Origin of the sequence: Candidatus Symbiopectobacterium sp. 'North America' (assembly GCF_015762685.1) — a bacterium.
Lineage (GTDB): Bacteria > Pseudomonadota > Gammaproteobacteria > Enterobacterales > Enterobacteriaceae > Symbiopectobacterium.
This window is the reverse complement of record NZ_PEHF01000003.1, coordinates 20,151-36,325: the sequence shown is the minus strand read 5'-3', so window position 1 is coordinate 36,325 and position 16,175 is coordinate 20,151. Positions and strand designations below refer to the sequence as shown.

19 protein-coding genes and 1 pseudogene are annotated in these 16,175 nt (G+C 55.3%); 19 read left to right on the top strand and 1 reads right to left on the bottom strand.

Annotated elements, in window-relative coordinates; genetic code table 11:
* Positions 1-4: 4 nt before the first annotated feature.
* From CS369_RS22785 to CS369_RS01175, 19 genes and pseudogenes are all read left to right on the top strand, one after another.
* Positions 5-976: a hypothetical protein gene (locus CS369_RS22785; RefSeq protein ID WP_244664691.1), complete on the top strand. Its 972-nt coding sequence runs from the start codon at positions 5-7 to the stop codon at positions 974-976.
* Positions 907-1,377, top strand: coding sequence for a hypothetical protein (locus CS369_RS22780; protein WP_244664690.1), 471 nt, complete (start codon positions 907-909; stop codon positions 1,375-1,377). The genes CS369_RS22785 and CS369_RS22780 overlap by 70 nt, the downstream gene beginning before the upstream one ends.
* A 54-nt stretch (positions 1,378-1,431) precedes the next feature.
* Complete coding sequence (locus tag CS369_RS24360) at positions 1,432-1,566, top strand: hypothetical protein (protein ID WP_280514696.1); 135 nt, start codon at positions 1,432-1,434, stop codon at positions 1,564-1,566.
* 86 nt (positions 1,567-1,652) lie between these two features.
* A complete protein-coding gene (locus tag CS369_RS01240; RefSeq protein ID WP_196905692.1) occupies positions 1,653-3,665 on the top strand; it encodes a glycosyl hydrolase family 28 protein in 2,013 nt (670 codons plus the stop codon).
* 51 nt (positions 3,666-3,716) lie between these two features.
* Positions 3,717-4,490: a type II secretion system protein GspC gene (gene gspC, locus CS369_RS01235; RefSeq protein ID WP_196905691.1), complete on the top strand. Its 774-nt coding sequence runs from the start codon at positions 3,717-3,719 to the stop codon at positions 4,488-4,490.
* Positions 4,491-4,496: 6 nt separating this feature from the next.
* On the top strand, positions 4,497-4,631 hold the full coding sequence (locus tag CS369_RS24355) for a hypothetical protein (RefSeq protein WP_280514695.1): 135 nt from the start codon (positions 4,497-4,499) through the stop codon (positions 4,629-4,631).
* A gap of 83 nt (positions 4,632-4,714) precedes the next feature.
* On the top strand, positions 4,715-6,526 hold the full coding sequence (gene gspD, locus CS369_RS01230) for a type II secretion system secretin GspD (protein WP_244664694.1): 1,812 nt from the start codon (positions 4,715-4,717) through the stop codon (positions 6,524-6,526).
* On the top strand, positions 6,523-8,010 hold the full coding sequence (gspE, locus tag CS369_RS01225) for a type II secretion system ATPase GspE (RefSeq protein WP_196905690.1): 1,488 nt from the start codon (positions 6,523-6,525) through the stop codon (positions 8,008-8,010). The genes gspD and gspE overlap by 4 nt, the downstream gene beginning before the upstream one ends.
* A 1-nt stretch (position 8,011) precedes the next feature.
* A complete protein-coding gene (gene gspF / locus CS369_RS01220; protein ID WP_196905689.1) occupies positions 8,012-9,238 on the top strand; it encodes a type II secretion system inner membrane protein GspF in 1,227 nt (408 codons plus the stop codon).
* A 41-nt stretch (positions 9,239-9,279) separates the two neighbouring features.
* Positions 9,280-9,744, top strand: a complete 465-nt coding sequence (gspG, locus tag CS369_RS01215; protein ID WP_196905688.1) for a type II secretion system major pseudopilin GspG — start codon at positions 9,280-9,282, stop codon at positions 9,742-9,744.
* A gap of 25 nt (positions 9,745-9,769) precedes the next feature.
* Complete coding sequence (gene gspH / locus CS369_RS01210) at positions 9,770-10,369, top strand: type II secretion system minor pseudopilin GspH (protein WP_196905687.1); 600 nt, start codon at positions 9,770-9,772, stop codon at positions 10,367-10,369.
* Complete coding sequence (gene gspI, locus CS369_RS01205; RefSeq protein WP_196905686.1) at positions 10,366-10,731, top strand: type II secretion system minor pseudopilin GspI; 366 nt, start codon at positions 10,366-10,368, stop codon at positions 10,729-10,731. Before gspH ends, gspI begins: the two co-directional genes overlap by 4 nt.
* Complete coding sequence (gene gspJ / locus CS369_RS01200; protein WP_196905685.1) at positions 10,728-11,366, top strand: type II secretion system minor pseudopilin GspJ; 639 nt, start codon at positions 10,728-10,730, stop codon at positions 11,364-11,366. Before gspI ends, gspJ begins: the two co-directional genes overlap by 4 nt.
* Positions 11,363-12,352, top strand: a complete 990-nt coding sequence (gene gspK, locus CS369_RS01195; protein WP_196905684.1) for a type II secretion system minor pseudopilin GspK — start codon at positions 11,363-11,365, stop codon at positions 12,350-12,352. The genes gspJ and gspK overlap by 4 nt, the downstream gene beginning before the upstream one ends.
* A gap of 11 nt (positions 12,353-12,363) precedes the next feature.
* Positions 12,364-13,635 (top strand): type II secretion system protein GspL, encoded by a 1,272-nt coding sequence (gene gspL, locus CS369_RS01190; protein WP_244664689.1) that lies wholly within the window; start codon positions 12,364-12,366, stop codon positions 13,633-13,635.
* Positions 13,632-14,144: pseudogene (gspM, locus tag CS369_RS01185) on the top strand (type II secretion system protein GspM). Before gspL ends, gspM begins: the two are co-directional and overlap by 4 nt.
* On the top strand, positions 14,134-14,484 hold the full coding sequence (locus CS369_RS22775; protein ID WP_244664688.1) for a hypothetical protein: 351 nt from the start codon (positions 14,134-14,136) through the stop codon (positions 14,482-14,484). Before gspM ends, CS369_RS22775 begins: the two are co-directional and overlap by 11 nt.
* A complete protein-coding gene (locus CS369_RS22770) occupies positions 14,485-14,892 on the top strand; it encodes a type II secretion system protein N (protein WP_244664687.1) in 408 nt (135 codons plus the stop codon).
* A gap of 127 nt (positions 14,893-15,019) precedes the next feature.
* A complete protein-coding gene (locus CS369_RS01175) occupies positions 15,020-15,865 on the top strand; it encodes an A24 family peptidase (protein ID WP_196905683.1) in 846 nt (281 codons plus the stop codon).
* A 122-nt stretch (positions 15,866-15,987) separates the two neighbouring features.
* Here CS369_RS01175 and ypdK read toward each other — a convergent pair whose 3' ends face one another.
* On the bottom strand, positions 15,988-16,059 hold the full coding sequence (ypdK, locus tag CS369_RS01170; RefSeq protein ID WP_195314225.1) for a membrane protein YpdK: 72 nt from the start codon (positions 16,057-16,059) through the stop codon (positions 15,988-15,990).
* Between the last annotated feature and the right edge of the window lie 116 nt (positions 16,060-16,175).

Here is a 16,175-nt window from a genome sequence, read left to right as displayed (position 1 = left end):
CTTTATGTTAGTCAAAAATAGTCGGCGTTTCCGTTACAGCGTTCTCTGTGTAGCATTGTCGTCTTTATTTTTATCCGGATGCGATAACAGTTCATCGCATACCGAATCGGCTGATGAAACGCTACCGGTTAAAACCGCACCGTTTGGTTGGACAGCACAGTATAAGGATGTGGATGGCACGGCAGCGGCCACAACCGGTGGAGAAGGAGCACGGGCTGAAAGCATTTACGTCGTGAGTTCTCGCCAGGAATTGAAGGATGCGTTAAGCAATGTACGCAGTCCCAATTACCTCGCCGGGGATGCCACAGCGGAACTGACCGCCAAACTCGAACCCAAAATTATCTACTGGGTTGGCACCATTTGTGGGGATGATTTAGGCAATGGTACTTATGCGGACGCCACCTATTACAAAACCAAACCCAATAAAACCACTTTTGATTTCGATCTGTATGTGAAGGCGTTTGACAAGGATTATCTGGCGCAGTTGCAAGCGACGATCGATGCCGGTGGCGCAGAGGCTACAGCGGCGCAGACCGAACTCTCTCTGCTGAAAAAACAGAACGGCCAGCGCTTGCAATATGCCAACAACCAGAAAGCGCAGATTCAGTTCCAGGTGCCGCCCAACACCACCATTTTGGGCGTAGGACAAGATGCAAGGCTGGAAGAGGGCTATCTGTCAATCAATACCCTGAGCCATACCTTCAACAAAACGGATAACAGCAACATCATTATTCGTAATATTACCTTCCAGGCACCGCGTGACTTTGCTCCTGCCTGGGATGCTGGTGATGGTGCATCAGGGAACTGGAACGCGCGTTACGATGCGGTCTCTATCAATGCCAGTAAAATGTCTGGATTGATCACTGTACCTTTACTGACGGTGAGCACCCGGACAGCAAAGAGCAGGTGCTGTTTGGTAAACACATTCAACGTCATGATGGTTTGCTGGATATCGAAGATGGCGCGGATTACCTGACCATATCCTATAACGTTTTCGAAGAGCACGATAAAACCACCATTATCGGTTCGGGTGACAGCGATGAAGGGGAATACCGCATTACCTTTGAGGGTAACCTGTGGAGCAATTTAACCCAGCGTGCACCGCGCGTGCGTTTTGGGCAGGTGCATCTGGTGAATAACTACCACTGTGGTGCCACCGATGCGGATTATCCCATTCTTTATTCCATCGTTATGGGATTCGCTTCTTCTATTTTATCCGAAGGAAACGTTTTTAATTTCCAAGGGGCGGGCGCAGAGGAAAGCACCATTATTGGCGCCTATAAAGGCAGCAAGTTTAAAGATAACGGCTCCTGGTTTAATGGCGTACAGGCCAAAAACTTGAACCAGATAGCTATTGAAAAATGCACAGCATTGTAAGAAGAAGAAAAAGCCGCTGCGGAGAGTGCAGGTAAAGCACCAGGAAACTGGGCATTGAAAACCTGTACCAATGATATTGATTGGGAACCGCCCTATACCTATACCGTGGGTAAATCTATCGCTGCCGTCGAAAAATATGTTTTGGAAAATGCGGGCGCAGGAAAATTGTCAATATCGCTGCCTGACTAATTATTCGCCAGGTATGGTTTTTAACACCGCTTTTTAAGGCTAGCAATAGAACAGTTAATATTCACTATAACACGGGAAATGATTTTATGACGCAATTTTTACCCAGAACCCGATTAACGTTGTGCGCAACCTTGGTATTAGGGGGGCTGTTAGCGGGCTGTGATAATAACTCCAGCCATACCACCACGCCGGTTGACCGCTCCGCTGCACCGCAGAAATTGCAGGTGCCTACGCTGGCCTTCGATGACAGCTCGATTACGCTGGCGTGGGAAAAACCCACGGCAGCGAGCGGTGAGATTAAAGACTACAACGTGTACATGAACGGCAAGCTGCTGGGCAGCACGCTGGACAACCAGGATAAACACTCACCTGCCAAACCGTATATCGACAACTTCTACAGCAAATTTGATGCGGATAACTGGCACGTGCGCGTCAAATTCCACAACTTCACCGCCGACAGCACGGATGGTTTGAAGCCGGATACCGAATACAAGTTTACGGTTCGTACCGTCTATGCAGACGGCAAAGAGTCGGTAGACATTGAAACCCTCACGCAGCGCACCAGCAAAACGCCGCACGTCATTGATGTAAAAGCCGATGGGGCGGTGGATGATGGTACGACGGTAAACACCACGGTGATCCAAAACGCGATCGATTCCTGCACCATCCAAGCGTATCCACAAGGATGTAAGGTGCTGCTGAGTGGCGGTGTGTTTAAAAGTGGCGCGATGTTCCTGCACAGCGACATGACCTTTGAAATTGCTGAAGGTGCCAAGCTGCTCGGTTCCGAAAATCCGGCGGATTACCCACTGGGTAAAGGTTATTACCTTTATCCGTATGTTATTCAAGGTGAGAAGCTGACCAAACGTTCTCCGTCCTTGCTTAACGTGCTGGAAGCGAATGATCACCGGCACACTGAAGCAGGAACCTTCAAAAATATCCGTATCGTGGGTAAAGGCAGTATTGACGGTAATGGCTGGGTGGCAGGGCTGAGTACCAGCAAACCTGCTGCAACCTTCACCGATGAGCTGGGCAATGAACTTCCGCAAATTCGTGCCAGTAGCGCCAGTAAAGTTAGCAGTGACGGTATTCTGGCAAAAAACCAGACCGCAGCGGCGATGGCTGCGCCTGATAATTTGACACAGGAAGATGCCTATAAAAACCGCCGTTCCTCCATGATGACGCTGCGCGGGGTGAGCAACCTCTACGTAGGCGGCCTGACCATTCTGAACCCGGCCTACCACGGTGTGATGGCGCTGGAATCAGAAAATGTGGTGATGCACGGACTGCAACACAAAACCTATGACGGTAACAATGCCGATGGTATTGAGTTCGGTAATAGCCAAAACGTCATGGTGTTCAACAACTTCTTCGATACCGGGGATGACAGCGTCAACTTCGCCGCAGGTTATGGTGCGGGTGTGGAAGAAAACAATCAGAAAGCCCAAAGCGGTGCCTGGATCTTCAACAACTACTTCCGTGAAGGTCACGGTGCGGTGGTTGCAGGAAGTCATACTGGTGCTTGGATCGAGAAGATCGTTGCTGAAAACAACGTGATGTACCTGACTGACGTCGGTCTGCGTATGAAGAGCCGTCCGTATTACGGTGGTGGCGCACGTGACGTGCTGTTCCGTGATAATGCGATGAAAGACATTGGCGGCAACGAGCCGTTTATTTTCACCATCGCTTACAGCGTGGATACCAACGACACGGCCCCTGCTAAACAACCGGCGCAGTTCCGCGATATCACCGTGTACAACATCACGATCGATGGCTCCAACAAGAAGAGCAGTATCGCGGTGGACGGCATGACGCAAAGTGCAATGCTGGACGCGTATACGTTCGATCTAGGTCGCGATGCGTACCATGAAAACTTCGATTTTGAAGATGTGAAGTTCCGCAACGTCAAAGCGACAGCCATTGGCTTCCTACATAACAGTCAGTTCAAAAACGTCACGTTTGAGAACGTATCTGGCGGAGCACAAGCCTGGAGCTTCGGTGAAGGGGTTTCCAACGTCAAGGTGAAAGGCAGCTTGAATGATCAAACTATCACCACGACGGGCTCGCAAACCATCACGCTTGATGGCGCAACGCAGTAACGCCGTAGTGTAACGCTATCCCCACGCCTTTACTGGCGTGGGGAAAGGAGAATGTCTCAGGTGATACAACAACGCGTACAACATTTGCTGACAATCGGCGCGCGCCTGCCTTCCTCCTGGCTCAGGCTCGGGATTATGGGGTTGTTGTTACTGATTTGCCAACAGCTCGCCGTCTGGACCTGGCGCGTGTTGTTGCCAGCGCAACCGATAGTGAACGCCGTCTCTCTCTCGCCTGCACATGCCCCGTCAACACCGTCACAAACCACCGTGTATACGCTGTTTGGTCGCTCTCCCAGTGCTACTTCGCTCAAGCCTGTTCCAGAAGGCGTATTAGAAGGGGATATCCCCGTTTTTTCCCTGCAACTGACCGTGACCGGCATTCTGGCAAGCCAACAGACCGATCGCGCCATTGTGATTATCGCCAAAGATGGTCGGCAATTCAGCCGTGGCGTCGGTGACGCCGTTCCTGGCTACGAGGCCCGGATTTTGACCATCTCTGCCGATCGTATCGTACTTGAACACCAGGGGCGTTATGAAGCGTTCTACCTGTATCGCGATGAAGTTGGCGCAACCAACAGTAATAGCAGCAGTGCGTCCAAGCCGCCCTTGGCGGCACTGAGCGCGGTACGTAATACTTTGAAATCAGAGCCTATGAAGGTGATGGAATACCTCTCGATCGTCCCTCAGATGAAAGATAACGCGCTGGCGGGCTATCGCTTGAATCCGGGGAAAAAAACTGAACTGTTCTACCTCCTGGGGTTGCATGACAACGACCTGGCGGTGGCGCTCAACGGCATGGATTTGCGTGATGCGGAGCAAGGGTAGCAAGCCATGGCGCAATTGCCGCAGTTGAGCGAATTGACGTTGACGATAGAGCGCGACGGACAGCGCCAGGATATTACGCTGACCCTGGATGGGGCGGCGGACGATGAGAGTGAACAGCACGCGGGCAGAGATGAGCCGTAACGGGAGACGAACAGGTGGCGCAACGTGTTTTTAGCAAAGGGCGGCGGATGACTGGTTTGCGGTTGGCGGGGGCGGGCCTTCTCATGATGGTTTCTGCCTGGTGCTGGGGCGCTGAATTTTCCGCCAGCTTTAAAGGGACGGATATTCAGGAGTTCATCAATACCGTCAGCAAGAATCTGAATAAAACCGTGATTATCGATCCTGCGGTGTGTGGTTCTATTACGGTGCGCAGCTACGACATGATGAACGAAGAGCAGTATTACCAGTTCTTCCTCAGCGTGCTGGACGTGTACGGTTTCGGCGTGGTGCCGGTTAATAATGTTGCCGCGCGTGATTTAGCGCCGTTGTTGCGCCAGCTTAATGATAATGCAGGGTCTGGCAGAGTGGTGTATTACCAACCGTCTAAAGTGCTGCTGATGACCGGCCGCGCCGCGGTAGTGAAACGCCTGATGGAGATCGTTGAACGCCTCGACCGTACCGGCGATCGCAACGTGGTGACGGTGCCGCTCTCTTATGCCTCCTCTGCCGAAGTGGTCAAATTGGTCAATGAGCTGAATAAATCTGACGAAAAAACCGCACTGCCGGGGGCGATGACCGCCAACGTCGTCGCCGATGAGCGCACCAATGCGGTGCTGGTGCGTGGTGAGCCTAAATCGCGCGAGCGCGTGATCACCATGATCAAACAGCTCGACCGGCAGCAGGCGGCGCAGGGTAACACCAAGGTAATTTATCTCCGGTTTGCCAAGGCCGCTGATTTAGTGGAAGTGCTTACTGGCGTCAGCGACAGCTTGCAAAAAGATCAGCAAACGACACAGCCGGGTACCGCGCTACGCCGCGATATCTCAATCAAGGCACATGAACAAACCAATGCCTTGATTGTCAATGCCGCGCCGGATGTGATGCGCGATCTGGAGCAGGTGATAAACCGCCTCGATATTCGCCGTCCGCAGGTGCTGGTAGAGGCGATCATTGCCGAAGTGCAGGACGCCGATGGCCTTAATCTCGGCATTCAGTGGGGCAATAAACACGCCGGGATGACACAGTTCACCAACACCGGATTGCCGCTTTCCACCGTAGTGACCGGCGTGGATCAGTACCATAAAGATGGCACCGTATCCACCGCACTAAGTACGGCACTCGGCAGCTTTAACGGCATGGCAGCTGGATTCTACCAGGGCAACAGGTCGATGCTGCTGACGGCCATTTCCAGCGACAGCAAAAACGACATTCTGGCGACGCCAAGCATCGTCACGCTAGACAATATGGAAGCCAATTTTAACGTTGGCCAGGAAGTGCCGGTACTGGCGGGATCGCAAACCACTTCCGGGGACCATATCTTCCAAACCGTTGAACGTAAAACGGTCGGGATCAAACTCAAGATCAAGCCGCAGATCAATGAGGGAGACTCGGTACTGATCGAGATCGAACAAGAGGTCTCCAGCGTGGCCGATTCCGCCTCCAGCAGCAGTTCCGAATTGGGGGCGACCTTTAACACCCGAACTGTGAGCAATGCGGTGTTGGTCGGGAATGGTGAGACCGTCGTCGTGGGGGGCTTGCTGGATAAGAGCACCACCGAGAGCGCGTCACGCGTGCCAGTATTGGGCGATATTCCGGTGCTTGGTGCGCTGTTCCGCTCCAACAGCAAACAGGTCACAAAGCGTAACCTGATGCTGTTTATTCGACCCACTATCATCCGCGATCGCCAGCAGTACCAGACGGCTTCCAGCGATAAATACCGCTCATTCAGCGAAGAGCGCGGGCAGCAACGTGAAGGGGACAACCGAGATAACCTGTTGCATGACAAACAGTTGCGCTTACCGGGCAGCGGTAACACACAAACATTCCTTCAGGTGAAAACCGCCATTACTGCACTCTACCCCTCGGGGGGCCGATGAGCGAGCTTAACGCCAGCACGCCGGAATGGCGGCCATTTGCCTACGCGCGCACTCATCGCATCCTGCTGTTGCAGGATAGCGCAACGCAGCAGCACAGCCTGATGTGTGATGCGACGACGACGGCAACCGCACTGATAGAGGCGCGCCGCGTGGCGGGCAATGCTTTCACGGTAGCGCGCGTCAGTGCGCAAGAGTTCGATCGGCAACTGATCGTCTGCTATCAGCGCGATTCCGATGAAGCGCGGCGTCTGATGGAAGATATTGGCAACGAAATGGATTTCTACACCTTGGTGGAAGAGTTGCCGGACAGCGACGATCTGCTGGACGCTGACGATGACGCGCCGATTATCCGTCTGATCAATGCCATGCTGACCGAAGCCATCAAAAACAAAGCTTCGGATATTCATATTGAAACCTACGAACGGCACCTGCTGATCCGTTTTCGCGTGGATGGCGTGCTGCGCGAGATTTTGCGTCCGCAACGCAAACTGGCGTCACTGCTGGTGTCGCGTATCAAGGTTATGGCGCGTCTGGATATTGCTGAAAAGCGTATTCCACAAGATGGCCGCATGGCGTTGCGCATCGGCGGACGTGCCGTTGATGTGCGCGTCTCTACCTTGCCCTCCAGCCATGGCGAACGCGTGGTGCTGCGCTTGCTTGACAAGAACAGCGTCCAGCTCGATCTCGCTGCGCTGGGGATGTCGCAAGCGTTGCGGCAACACATTGATGCACTGATCAACCGTCCACACGGCATCATTCTGGTGACCGGACCGACCGGTTCCGGTAAGAGTACCACACTGTATGCGGCGCTGAGCCGCTTGAATGCCACCGAGCGCAACATCATGACGGTAGAAGACCCTATCGAGTATGAACTGGAAGGCATCGGACAGACGCAGGTCAACACCAAAGTGGACATGACCTTTGCACGCGGCCTGCGGGCTATTTTGCGTCAGGACCCGGACGTGGTGCTGGTCGGTGAAATTCGTGATGGTGAAACCGCGCAGATAGCGGTACAGGCCTCACTCACCGGTCACCTGGTGCTCTCTACCTTACACACCAACAGTGCACTGGGGGCGTTGTCGCGTCTGCAAGATATGGGCATTGAGCCGTTTCTGCTGTCCACCTCATTGCTGGCAGTGCTGGCGCAGCGGCTGTTGTGCACTCTGTGTCCTGACTGTCGTGAAGCGCACCCGGTTGATGCCGTGCAGGCGCAGCAAATGGGTATTACGCCACTCAGCACGGTGTATCGGGCCGTCGGGTGCACGCAGTGCAACTTTACCGGTTACCGGGGTCGTACCGGGATCCATGAACTTTTACTGGTGAATGACGACGTTCGTACCGCCATCCACCGTGGCGACGGTGAACTGGCGATTGCCCGCCTGCTGGGGCCGGAGCGTCTCACCATCCGCCAGGACGGCATCAATAAGGTGTTGGCCGGTTTAACCACCTGGGAAGAGGTTATTCGAGTAACGCAGGAGGAGTGAGATGGCGCTGTTTCACTATCAGGCATTGGACGAGCATGGAAAACGCTGTCGCGGCAGTCAGGAGGCCGATTCGGCTCGCCATGCGCGACAGCTACTGCGCGAGCGAGGCCTGACGCCATTGGCGTTGAGCGAAGGGGAAGGCAGCGGGAGGGCATCCGCTACCCCGCGTTTTTCGCTGCGCCGCACCACGCGCATCAGCGCGGCGGATCTGGCGCTGTTGACGCGCCAGTTGGCAACGCTAGTGGCAGCCGCGCTACCGCTGGAGGAAGCGCTGGATGCGGTGGCGCGTCAGAGTGAAAAGCTGGCCTTGAGCAACTTGATGAGCGGCGTGCGCAGCAAGGTGATGGAAGGGCATTCACTGGCGGAAGCGATGAAAGCGTTTCCCGGCTGCTTTACCCGCCTCTACTGTGCGATGGTCGCCGCAGGCGAAACCTCGGGCCATCTGGATACGCTGTTGAACCGGCTGGCGGATTACACCGAACAGCGCCAGCAGATGCGCAGCCGCATTGAGCAGGCGTTGATCTACCCGTGCGTATTGACGGTGGTTGCCATTGCCGTGGTCAGCATTTTGCTGTCCGTCGTGGTGCCTAAGGTGGTCGAACAGTTTATTCACATGAAACAGGTGCTGCCGTTGTCAACCCGCGTGCTGATGGGGCTGAGCGATATGGTGCGCAGTGCCGGGCTGTGGATTGCTATTGCGCTGGTGGTCGGTGCCTTTGTCGTCCGCGCGCTGCTCAAGCAGGAAACGCGTCGCCTGGCGTATCACCGCCGCCAGCTCGGCGTGTCGGTGATCGGGCGTATTCTGCGTGGCCTCAATACCGCGCGCTATGCGCGTACGCTCAGCATTCTTAACGCCAGCGCGGTTCCGCTGTTGCAGGCGATGCGCATCAGTGGCGATGTGATGAGCAATGATTATGCGAGCCATCGCCTGTCGCAAGCGACGGAGGCGGTGCGCGAGGGCGTCAGCCTGCACAAGGCGCTGGAGCAAACGGCACTGTTTCCGCCGATGATGCGCTACATGATCGCCAGCGGTGAACGCAGCGGCGAACTGGACAGCATGCTGGAACGGGCGGCGGATAATCAGGACAGAGAGTTCAACGCGCAGATGTCCATGGCGCTCGGGCTGTTCGAACCGTTGTTGGTGGTGACGATGGCGGCAGTAGTGCTGTTTATCGTGCTGGCTATTCTTCAGCCGCTGCTGCAACTGAATACCATGATGAGCATGTAACGTAATCCCCGTTCAAGGGGGTAAGGAATAAGGAAGACAATATGCAACAACATAACCCTATCTACCGTCAGTTAAGGCGGCGTCGTCCTTCTCAGCAGGGGGTTACGCTGTTGGAGATCATGGTGGTGATTGTGATCCTCGGGGTGCTGGCGAGCATGGTGGTCCCCAGCCTGATGGGGAATAAAGACAAAGTCGATCGCCAGAAAGCGGTGAGTGACATTGTGGCGCTCGAAAGTGCATTGGATATGTATCGCCTGGATAACCAGCGCTATCCCTCGACGGAGCAGGGGCTGACCGCATTGGTAAAAAAACCAGTGATCCAGCCTGAACCGAAGAATTACCAGCCGGACGGCTATATCCGGCGTTTGCCGCAAGACCCGTGGGGCGCGGATTATCAACTACAGAATCCGGGCAAGCACGGCAAACTGGATATCTTCTCTCTTGGGCCGGATGGCATGCAGGGCACTGAAGATGATATTGACAATTGGAACATCGGCAGCAAATAGCGTGAGTCACGCAAGGTAGAGCAGGATGGAACAGCAACGCGGGTTCACACTACTGGAGATGATGTTGGTTGCTCTGTTGGCAGGAATTGCTACCAGCCTGGTGATGATGGCCTTTCCTTCCGACAGGCAGAGTGACAGTGCCTGGCAGATGGCCTATTTTCGCGCTCAGCTCGATTTTGCTGTGGAAGAGAGCCAACTGAACGAGCATGTGCTTGGTGTGCGTATTTATCAGAACCGGTGGCAGTTTATCGAGCTGTTGCCGAATGACGGTGGTGAAACGTCACGCTCGCACAGCGATCAGTTTCTGGGCTATCACTGGCAGCCCTGGCGACCACAAAGCATTACGCCCTCTGCGACGTTACCCGCACGCTTGCGCCTTGAACTACAAGATATCAAAAGTAAAAAAGCGCTGAAACGCAATGGCCACGAAGAGGTCTCGAGCGGGCGTGACGATGAGCCTGACATCCTGATTATGCCCGGTGGCGAAGTAACGCCGTTTCGTCTGGTGTTCAACGCCGAGCCGAAAACGCAGAACGCCTGGGTGCAGGTGGATGCCGTCGGCAACATCATGACCTCGCGGGATGTGCAAGAAAAACGCATGACTATCCAAGGGGCGCGGTTATGAAAACGCAGCACGGTATGACGCTGCTTGAGGTGATGGTGGCGTTGACGGTGTTTGCGTTGGCGGGGCTGGCCGTGATGAAGACCGCTATCTATCAGGTCAGCACCCTGAACCGTCTGGAGTTGAAAACCTTCGCAGGCTGGGTGGCAGAAAATCAGCAGGTACAGTTGAAGCTGGAGAAACGCTGGCCGGAAACGCGTTGGGTAAGCGGTGTCAGTTCGCAGGGCGGTGAGCGCTGGTTCTGGCGTTGGCAAGGCGTAGAAACCGGTGATGTGCAGTTTCGCGCGCTGGATGTTGAAGTGCGACGTGACAAAAACAGCAGTGCGGCTGATGCCGTGCTGCGCAGTTATGTGGTGAAACAATGAAGGGCGGAACAGCCCGCCTTGACGGTGTAACAGCAAGGCCGTTGCACATACAGCGCGGTTTTACGCTGGTGGAGATGCTGCTGGCTATCGGGATTTTTGCCGCGCTGAGCGTTAGCGCATTCCAGATACTGAACAGCGTGATGCGTAACGATGAAATTTCAGCGCGCAAAGCGCAGAGGTTATCGGAGTTGCAGCGGGCGTTTGGTCAGGTAGAGGACGATCTTTCACACATCATTGCTCGCCATGGTCGAGGCAGCGCTGCGTTCTTCTTTACCGGCAGTAAGCAGATGCAAAGTGAAGACGACTATCTGCGTTTCACGCGCAATGACTGGCTTAACCCGCTGGGTATTTTACCGCGCAGTGAATTACAGGGCGTGGCATATCGATTACGTGATAACCAACTGAAGCGGCTGTTTTACCGCTATGTCGATCCTATTCCCGGTGAAAAGCCGGAACAGAAAGCGATATTGACCCAGGTAGAGGGTTTTCGCTTACGTTTTTACGGCAGTAATGGCTGGCAGAAATCGTGGGGGAACACCGCGCAGTTACCACAGGGGATTGAGGTGATTTTAACGCTGCGCGATTACGGCGAAGTGTCACGCATGTTCCTTATCGCGCCGGGAGAGAAGACATGAGGTCGCGCCAGCGTGGTGTCGTCTTGTTAGTGGTATTGCTGATCCTGGCGCTGATGGTGACGGTCGCCGTCAGTATCGCTGAACGACAAGGCAAGGTGTTTATGCGCACCGACCGCCAGTTGGGACACCAGCAGGCTAAATGGTATGCCCTTGGCGCGGAAGCCTTTGTGGGCAAGGTGATCCTGCGTGATGCGCTGACCACACCGGAACGCACGACGCTGTCGCAAAACTGGGCGCAGCGCGGACGCCAGCTTCCGGTTGAGGGCGGGGAGATCCTCGGCTATGTGCAGGATGGGCTGGCGTGTTTCAACTTGAATGCGCTTAATCAAACCATCAGTGACGACAGCACTGCGGTCAGCACGCCGTATCCCGCACAGGTATTTCGCTGGCTGTTGATCAACCTTGGAGTCGATCCGGCACAGGCCGTGACCATTGTGGCGGCAGTGCGCGATTGGATTGACGAAGATAGCCAGCCAATGGCAAACGGGGCTGAAGATGAAACCTATATGGCACTGCCCAATCCCTACCGTGCAGCCAACCAGTCGATGGTAGATATCAGTGAATTGCGCATGGTGCAAGGGGTGGATGCTGCGCTTTACCAGCGCTTGTTGCCGTTTGTCTGTGCACTGCCGACACAAAAGTTGCAGGTAAATATTAATACGTTGCGGGACTATCAGGCACCGCTGCTCTCCGCGCTGTTTCTTAACACCCTAAACGCAGAGCGGGCCAAAACGCTGTTGCAGCAACGCCCTGTGGCGGGGTGGCAAAGCGGGGCTGCATTTTTAGCACAAGACGGTTTTCCCAACATCAATAAAAGCAGCGCGCAGCGGGTGTTGGTGGCGAGAAGTGATTGGTTTTTTGCCCATATACGGGTTCGAATGGGCGAGAGTGGTGATGTCTATCAAACCAGTCTATTGCATCGGGATGGAAAAACAGTGTCCGTGGTACGAGGGTACTCAGGCGGTTACCGCACGGTGAATCCATGAACGGGAACAGTATGAAGACGTTTAATTTTCAACGTGTATTTCCCGGCCGAGCGCTGGCTTCTTCACGCCAGACGAATGAAGGCGTGCGGGCTTCTGACAAGCCGCGCCTGGCGGGGGATGAGTCGGATGTTGAATGGCTGATAGCGCACGGTCGTGAGGGACGCGTTGTAACGCAAGGGCAGGGCAGCGTAGCGCAATTGCGCGAGCTGCTGGCGGGGTATCCGGGCATTCACTCAGCCACCTTACTGGTGCCGACGACAGCCGTGGCGTTTCACTCGCTGACCATTGCCCGACAGGCTCGCCGCCAGCTACAGCAGGCGCTGCCATTTATGCTGGAGGAACGGCTGGCCGTTGATGTGGAAACCGTACACTGTGCCGTACTGGCATGGGATGGCGACCGTGCGACGGTGGCTGTCGTCGCAAAGAGCAAGATGGCGCTCTGCGGCGCATTGTCCATCAAACCGGACATCATACTGCCCGATGTGATGGCGCTGCCTTTGCCGGTCACGGGGCTCAGCGCGCTCTGCCACCGCGATCTGTGGCTGTTTCGTCACACAACCGGCGATGGCATGGCGGCAGAGCAGAGCTGGCATGCGGCGTTGCTGGCCGTATTGCCCCAGGCCCATCCCGATGATGAACCCGGTGCCGCGGGGAATGACGCCGACCAAGAGATGCCAGTTCTGCACGGTGACAGCTACAGCCATCAGGCACCGTCCGCCGGTATCTGGGCGTCTCAACCCAACACGCCGGGCAGCACAGGCGCCGAGGTTGTCCCTGTTAGGGCTGGACCAGGGGGAATTCGCACCGGCGAGAGCATGGTGCAGCGGGTGGAATGCCTGGCGCTGGCTGGCTGCTATCTGCTGTTATTGCTGGCGGATGCTGTCTGGCAGCATTACCAACTGTATCAACAAGCGACCTACTGGCAGCAAGAAAGCGTGCGTGTATATCGGCAGATATTCCCGGCAGAAACGCAGGTCGTGAATCCTCGGGTTCAGATGCAACAGCATTTACAGCAGGCAGGCGGTGAGCGCGATACGCCGCGCCTGCTGCAATCAATGAATCGCTTACAGGCGTTGCTGGGAGAAAATCAGGACATACGCCTCACCACGCTGGCCTATGACGGTAATCGGCAGGAAATTAGTCTGGCTTACAGCGCGCCTGCCTACCCCGAGCTGGAGCAGTTCCAGCAACAGGCTGAAACCTATTACCAGATCCAACACGGTGAAATTCGCCAGAATGGCACACGCGTTGAAGCACAGATGACGTTAAAGGGACAAGCATGAGAAACGCCGTCACGACGCAGTGGCACCACTATTGGCTCAGTATCACGCCGCGTGAGCGTTGGCAGCTGATGCTGGCGGGCAGTGCGCTGGTGCTGGCCGCCTGCTATTTCCTGCTATGGCAACCCTGGCAGCAACGCAGCGAGCAGTGGCAGCGCACGCTGGTCAGGGAGCAACAAACAGTCTCCTGGCTGCGCTAGCAAGCTCCGCGTATTGCACAGGCCGCTGCCCCCTCGACATCCCAGGCAGCAGAATCGCGTCATGTCAGCTTGCCTGTGCTGATTTCTCAAAGCCGTAGCCGCTACGGCTTGAAAGCGACACGACTACAACCGCAAGGGAATCAGGTTGCCGTGACGCTGGAACGCAGTGATTTCACGTTGCTGATGCAGTGGCTGGGGGAGATGGAACAGGTAGGTGTTAACGTGCAACAACTCGATGTGAATGCCGTGGACGGCGCGCCCGGCAGGGTGGATATCAGCAAACTGGTGATGGAGTGTGCCAATGAAAGCTAGCGCTCTCAATACCGATTCGAACACGCGGCGAGTTTTCAAAATGAAAGCGCTGGGAGCGCTCGTGTTCATGCTGGGCTATCTGTTTTTCCTGACGCTGGATGCCCTCGCTCGTTTGCTGACGCGGTGGCTACCGTCGGATCTGGTGTTAACGGCACGGTCTGGCACGGGCAGATTGACGCAGTTCGCTGGCGCGGTGAGCTGGGATGTCACCTTCTCTGACCTGATGCCCGCGCTGGCGGTGGCTTTCGATAGCCCCGATGGGCCGCACGGAAAAGGCGTGATCCGAGGCTGGCAGCAGGCGCAACTTTTTCAGTGGCAGGTGTCTGTTCCCGCAGCTTAGGTGGTGAATAAGCTGCCGCTCATTGTCCCCGTCAGTGCGCAAGGGAACGTGCAATTGCGGTTGCAACACGCCGTTGTCGATCCGTGCGGATGCCAATCGCTGTCGGCAACGTTGAACTGGCAGAATGCTGCATTAGGCACACCGCTTGGCACGGTTGCTCTGGCTCAGCCGCAGGTACAGCTCAATTGCAATGAGGGTCGGTTGGAAATGGCGCTGCGCCAGCAATCGCCCTATGTGCAAATTACCGGCAAGGGGAGTTTGGCAGCCAGCGGGGAATACCAGTTTGATGGTCGGGTGGCGAGCGGTGATGCCATGCCGCAAGCGATTGGGCGTATCTTGTCCACGCAGGGTAATGCTGACACGCAAGGTGGCCGTTTGTTGCGTTTTCAGGGGCGTTTGGCGCTTTAACTGCGTGCGAGTGCACACGCTTGCATTTGGGCATGTTTTACCGGTTGTTGCTCCTTGCTGCCTGTGAAAAGATAGCGCGTAAAGGCGATGCCAACCATTACGAGGATGATGATATGCGAGGCACGGCGTGGAACAACTGGTAGCGTTTTCGGAAGCGTATCCTCTGCTCTGGTGCAGCGCGCTTTTGGTGTTGGGGCTGTTCATTGGTAGCTTTCTGAATGTGGTGATTCATCGCCTGCCTGTCATGCTGGAAATGCAGTGGCCTGATGAAGCTGCTTTGAACGTTGAGGGCGACGTACAACTCGCACAGACTCGCTACGATCTGTGGTGGCCGCGTTCCCACTGCCCAAACTGCCATCAGCCGATTGTGCTGCGTTATAATGTGCCAGTACTCGGTTGGCTGGTACTGCGCGGGCGCAGTCACTGCTGTAATCAGACTATCGCCTGGCGCTATCCGCTGGTGGAAGCGGCAACCGGGATCCTGTTTGTGGCGGCTGGCAGCCTGTGGCCGCCGGGCGTCTCGTTGCTGGGGGCATTGGCTCTGCTTGCCTTTCTCATTGCTCTGGCGGCGATTGATGCCGAGACCTTGCTGCTGCCGGATGCGTTGACGCAGCCGCTATTATGGCTCGGATTGTTCATCAATCTCAGCGATGCCTTTGTGCCATTGGAGAGTGCTGTCATAGGTGCCATGGCCGGATATCTTGCCCTGTGGGTGGTCTATTGGTTGTTTAAAACTCTGACGGGCAAAGATGCGTTGGGGGCGGGCGATTTTAAACTGTTGGCAGCGCTCGGTGCCTGGCTCGGATGGCAAGCGCTACCGCAATTGGTGCTGTTAGCGGCATTGGGCGGTTTAGTAATGACCTGTCTGTGGAGATGGCGGCACGGGGGCGATTTCGATCAGCCGCTGGCATTTGGCCCTTGGCTGGCGATAAGCGGCGGTATTCTGCTTTTTGTTCCCGGTTTCTCCTTCTGACGTTTTCATTAACGACGTCAACAAAATGGGCTGAGTGATTCTTCCTTCAGCCCTTATTCATTTCTTTTATTCGATTTTATTTATTTTATGCTGTTTGGTATCGAACTCGCGATGACCTGTCACTAAATCATCAGCATAAAAGTACCCGCCCACACCATCAGCATGAATGAGATACCCATAAAAAAATACTTCACTGATTGTCATCTCCAGCAAACATACGCCTGCAACGATTCCGATTGTGCGTCTTTTTGGAAAGCATTTATCCCTGCGAACCGACGCAGAGCGAGGGCTTTCCGTCTGTCATAAACAG